The following is a 4,280-nucleotide window of genomic DNA, read 5'->3' as shown; positions in this document are numbered from 1 at the left end:
CTGATGAATATGCGCGCACATTTCGGCAAGCGCTTCCAAACGGTCGGACTGATAAAGATAAAACATAGCAGACAATCTAAAAAACAATTGCCCACATTATAATGCCATTAGGACAAATGCTTCAGCAGAAGCGGCAAACAAAAACACAGGCCGTCTGAAACACATCGCTTCAGACGGCCTAAAACACAACAAACCCATCAGCAGCCAATTATTAATTATTTATCGACCTCTGTACAAACCGGCTTCCCCTATCCTATAATTTCCCACATTCGGAATGTAGCGCAGCCCGGTAGCGCACTTCGTTCGGGACGAAGGGGTCGGAGGTTCGAATCCTCTCATTCCGACCAAATACAAAACCTGCTTGAGTCCAAGCAGGTTTTTTTACATTCGGCAAGCCTATACTTCCGGCGGGAAAGGCGCGCCTTCGGGATGTTTGTAGCGGTTGTACATAAACAAATATTGTTCCGGAAAACGGCGTATCCAATATTCGGTATTTTCATTGATAACACGCGCGTCGTGCTCCTTATCACCGTTCAATTCGCCGCGCAAAGGCTCGATGTGCAAGACAAAGCCTTTCCCATCGGGCAGACGCTCGCCGCAGAAAAACAAAGCCTTCACGCCTTTGACTTGCGCCAGCTTGCCCGCCAACGTCATAGTGTAGGCAGGTTTGCCGAAAAAGTCTACCCACACGCCGTCGCCGCCTTCTTCCGGAGACGGCACATGGTCCGGCAACACAATGGTCGCTTCGCCGCCGCGCAGCGCTTTGATGATTTGTTTGACGCCCTGAATGCTGGTCGGCGCAGTCTTACCCTTGCCACGCACGCGCCCCGCCTGCATCACCGCATCAAAAGCCTTGATTTTCGGAGGCTTGTACATCGCCGTCAGCGGAAACGGCAGCTGCTGGCTGATGTAGCGGCCGGCCAAATCATAGCTGCCGATGTGCGGCGTGATAAACAGCAAACCTTCGCCCGCGCTCAAGGCCGTCTGAACATGTTCCCAACCATTGACGCTGACAAACAGGTTTTCAATTTCCTCAGGCCGTCTGAAAAACGCCACCGGCAATTCCAAGCCGCCTTTTGCCGTTTCACGGAAAACTTTTTTCACCGCCTCGTCCGTCGGGTTCAAGCCGGCAAGTTTCATGTTTTCGAAAACACGTCGGCGATCTTTCGACAGCAAACGGAAACCCAAACTGCCCAGCAGATTGCCTAATTTGTGCAACCAAGCCAAAGGCAGCGCGGCCAAAAATTTAAAAACAAAGGTAACAAGCGTTTGCATAAGGTTTTACCAAAATGAAGTGGACAGATTGTAAACGAAACAGGCCGTCTGAACAAAACAGACTTCGGGCAAATATATTGCGGCACACCTGCTTTTCTGCTACTATCCGCGCTGCATTAAGAGTTGGGAATTCCATGCCAACCTGCTTTTCAAACGGAAAGGTAAGGTGGACGGTTGAAAAACCGATGTGGCTCGCCAGAGCAATCCAAACCCGCTTAATGCGGGAATTTTTTTGCCTGTAAGAAACGTGCAACAGGATTCCGAAACAGCAGACAAGTGCGAATGTTTCTCACTTGTATAGAGAAAAAGCGGAGTTTTTGTTATGATTTCCGCTGTCCGAAATAAAAGGCTGTCTGAAAACACAGCAGCCTGTTTTTAATGAAAGAATAGCAATGAGCGAATATCTGTTTACTTCCGAATCGGTATCCGAAGGCCATCCGGATAAAGTTGCCGACCAAGTATCCGATGCGATTTTGGATGCCATCTTGGCGCAAGACCCCAAAGCGCGTGTCGCAGCAGAAACCTTGGTCAACACAGGCTTGTGCGTATTGGCAGGCGAAATCACTACCACCGCCCAAGTGGACTACATCAAAGTTGCACGCGAAACCATCAAACGCATCGGCTACAACTCCTCCGAGCTGGGCTTTGATGCCAACGGCTGCGCAGTCGGCGTGTACTACGACCAACAATCTCCGGACATCGCCCAAGGCGTGAACGAAGGCGAAGGCATCGACCTGAACCAAGGCGCGGGCGATCAAGGTTTGATGTTCGGCTATGCCTGCGACGAAACCCCTACCCTGATGCCGTTTGCCATCTATTACAGCCACCGCCTGATGCAACGCCAAAGCGAATTGCGCAAAGACGGCCGCCTGCCTTGGCTGCGTCCTGATGCCAAAGCCCAACTGACCGTGGTTTACGACAGCGAAACCGGCAAAGTAAAACGCATCGACACAGTCGTCCTGTCTACCCAGCACGATCCGTCTATCGGTTACGAAGAGCTGAAAAACGCCGTGATCGAACACATCATCAAACCGGTTCTGCCGTCTGAACTGCTGACCGACGAAACCAAATACCTGATCAACCCGACCGGCCGCTTCGTTATCGGCGGCCCGCAAGGCGACTGCGGTTTGACCGGCCGCAAAATCATCGTCGATACCTACGGCGGCGCAGCTCCGCACGGTGGCGGTGCATTCTCCGGCAAAGATCCGTCCAAAGTGGACCGTTCCGCCGCTTACGCCTGCCGCTACGTTGCGAAAAACATCGTCGCCGCCGGTTTGGCAACCCAATGCCAAATCCAAGTTTCCTACGCCATCGGCGTTGCCGAACCGACTTCGATTTCCATCGATACTTTCGGCACCGGCAAAATCAGCGAAGAAAAACTGATTGCCCTGGTTCGCGAACATTTCGACCTGCGCCCTAAAGGCATCGTCCAAATGCTCGACCTGCTGCGCCCGATTTACGGAAAATCCGCCGCCTACGGCCACTTCGGTCGCGAAGAGCCTGAATTTACTTGGGAGTGCACCGACAAATCAGCCGCATTGAAAGCAGCCGCAGGCGTGTAAAAAAATAATAAAGGTCGTCTGAACGGGAGTTTCAGACGGCCTTTTTACATCTAAATATTCAAAACCTTTTTACGAACGACACATCGTATTTTCACAAAAACAGCGCAACGAAACCTTGGATTGCTATGCTGTCTTTGTGAATCTACATAAATAAAATTGAAAGCATACATCATGAAGAAATGGCTGCTGGCTGTTTTGCCTGCCACCGCACTGGCTGCTCCGCCTCAAGGCTTTTATCAAAATTACAAAGACTGGGACATTGCTTGCGACAATACCGGCACCTGCCGTCTTGCCGGATACCAAGCAGATGAAATAGAACCACCGGTTTCTATCCTGTTTACCCGACAAGCAGGGGCGAATGCCGCAGTAATTGGCGAAGTTTCCCTACTGCCATTTAATGACGATGAAGCACAACTCGCCAGCATTGCAACCCGCAACGAATTGGTATTGAACGGTAAATCACTGGGCAAATTGGCGTTCAATAAAAAAGGCCAAGGCAAATTGAGCAGCGCGCAAACCAGTGCCTTACTCGAAGCATTGAAAAAAGAGAGCAAAATCAGCATCCGCTCTGGAAAATATGAATGGCATTTGTCCGACAAAGGCGCAGCGGCGGCGATGTTGAAAACGGACGAATTCCAAGGCCGTCTGAACACACCTTCCGCACTGATACGCAAAGGCAACAGCAGTCAGGCAGTCCTCAATCCTCAACCCAAACCCGTTATCCGCGCCGTTGCCGTGCCGAAAAATGCAGGCGATACGCTGGAGCAAAACACGCCGCGCCACAATGCCGTCATGAAACTGCTGCGAGACAGCAACAACTATGCTCCCACTGACGATGACAATTACTGCCCCGCCCTGCATGATAAAGAGCACATGGATTGGAATCGCAGCCTAAGTATTTATCCGCTCAACAAACAACAAGTATTGGTAGAGGCCATCTGTATCGGCGGAGCCTATCAAACCGGCGGCTACTATGCCATTGCCAACAAAGAATTAACCAAAATCGAACAAGTGCTACCGCCAATGACATACGGCGGTCACGGTGGATTCGATGAGAAAACAGCCACCCTTAGCGGCAGCTTCAAAGGCCGAGGGATCGGCGACTGCTGGTCTGGTAATGCAGCGGTGTGGGACGGTAAAACGTTTGTCCGCAGTGAGGAACACACCACCGGTTCATGCAAAGGCTTCACAGGCGGCGCGTGGCTGATGCCTATTTTTGAAGCCCGTGTTGAACGTTAAAATACACGGAATATTTACGATAGAAAGCAAAGGCCGTCTCAAAATTCCCGTTTTCAGACGGCCTTTTTCCTTATACAATAGCCACTTGAATTTCTATATACATTCTGAATAAAGGATACGGATTATGTTCGGCAAACAACTTTTTGAAGAAGTCAGCTCCAAAATCAGCGAAACCATCGCCAACAGCCCTGCCAAAGACATGGA

General features: G+C 50.7%; 3 protein-coding genes, 1 tRNA gene, 1 pseudogene and 1 riboswitch. Of the genes and pseudogenes, 4 read left to right on the top strand and 1 reads right to left on the bottom strand.

Translation table 11 applies throughout. The features are described 5' to 3' along the window. Positions 1-270: 270 nt before the first annotated feature. Positions 271-347: transfer RNA gene (locus ACTHUE_RS11675), tRNA-Pro, on the top strand. Positions 348-396: 49 nt separating this feature from the next. On the opposite strand, the gene ACTHUE_RS11670 is transcribed toward ACTHUE_RS11675, so the two are convergent. Further along, the gene (locus ACTHUE_RS11670) at positions 397-1,275 is read right to left on the bottom strand and encodes a lysophospholipid acyltransferase family protein (protein WP_440361150.1); all 879 of its coding nucleotides are present in this window, start codon (positions 1,273-1,275) and stop codon (positions 397-399) included. A gap of 108 nt (positions 1,276-1,383) precedes the next feature. Beyond that, positions 1,384-1,494, top strand: a riboswitch (SAM-I-IV-variant riboswitch). A 173-nt stretch (positions 1,495-1,667) separates the two neighbouring features. Between ACTHUE_RS11670 and metK the strand changes: the two genes are divergently transcribed. The 3 genes and pseudogenes from metK to ACTHUE_RS11655 all read left to right on the top strand — a co-directional run. Continuing rightward, positions 1,668-2,837 (top strand): methionine adenosyltransferase, encoded by a 1,170-nt coding sequence (gene metK, locus ACTHUE_RS11665; protein ID WP_004521057.1) that lies wholly within the window; start codon positions 1,668-1,670, stop codon positions 2,835-2,837. 171 nt (positions 2,838-3,008) lie between these two features. Further along, a complete protein-coding gene (locus tag ACTHUE_RS11660) occupies positions 3,009-4,076 on the top strand; it encodes a DUF1176 domain-containing protein (RefSeq protein ID WP_004521055.1) in 1,068 nt (355 codons plus the stop codon). A 124-nt stretch (positions 4,077-4,200) separates the two neighbouring features. Continuing rightward, a pseudogene (locus tag ACTHUE_RS11655) lies at positions 4,201-4,280 on the top strand (accessory factor UbiK family protein); the annotation flags it as partial.

This window comes from Neisseria sp. P0021.S005 (assembly GCF_051956955.1).
The sequence above is the reverse complement of the archived record's forward strand: the minus strand, read 5'-3'. Positions and strand labels throughout refer to the sequence as shown.

What these genes read in the sequence shown, in the direction of transcription:
- ACTHUE_RS11670 (WP_440361150.1), bottom strand. Translation starts at nt 1,275, where the DNA reads ATGCAAACGCTTGTTACCTTTGTTTTTAAATTTTTGGCCGCGCTGCCT.
- metK (WP_004521057.1), top strand. Translation starts at nt 1,668, where the DNA reads ATGAGCGAATATCTGTTTACTTCCGAATCGGTATCCGAAGGCCATCCG.
- ACTHUE_RS11660 (WP_004521055.1), top strand. Translation starts at nt 3,009, where the DNA reads ATGAAGAAATGGCTGCTGGCTGTTTTGCCTGCCACCGCACTGGCTGCT.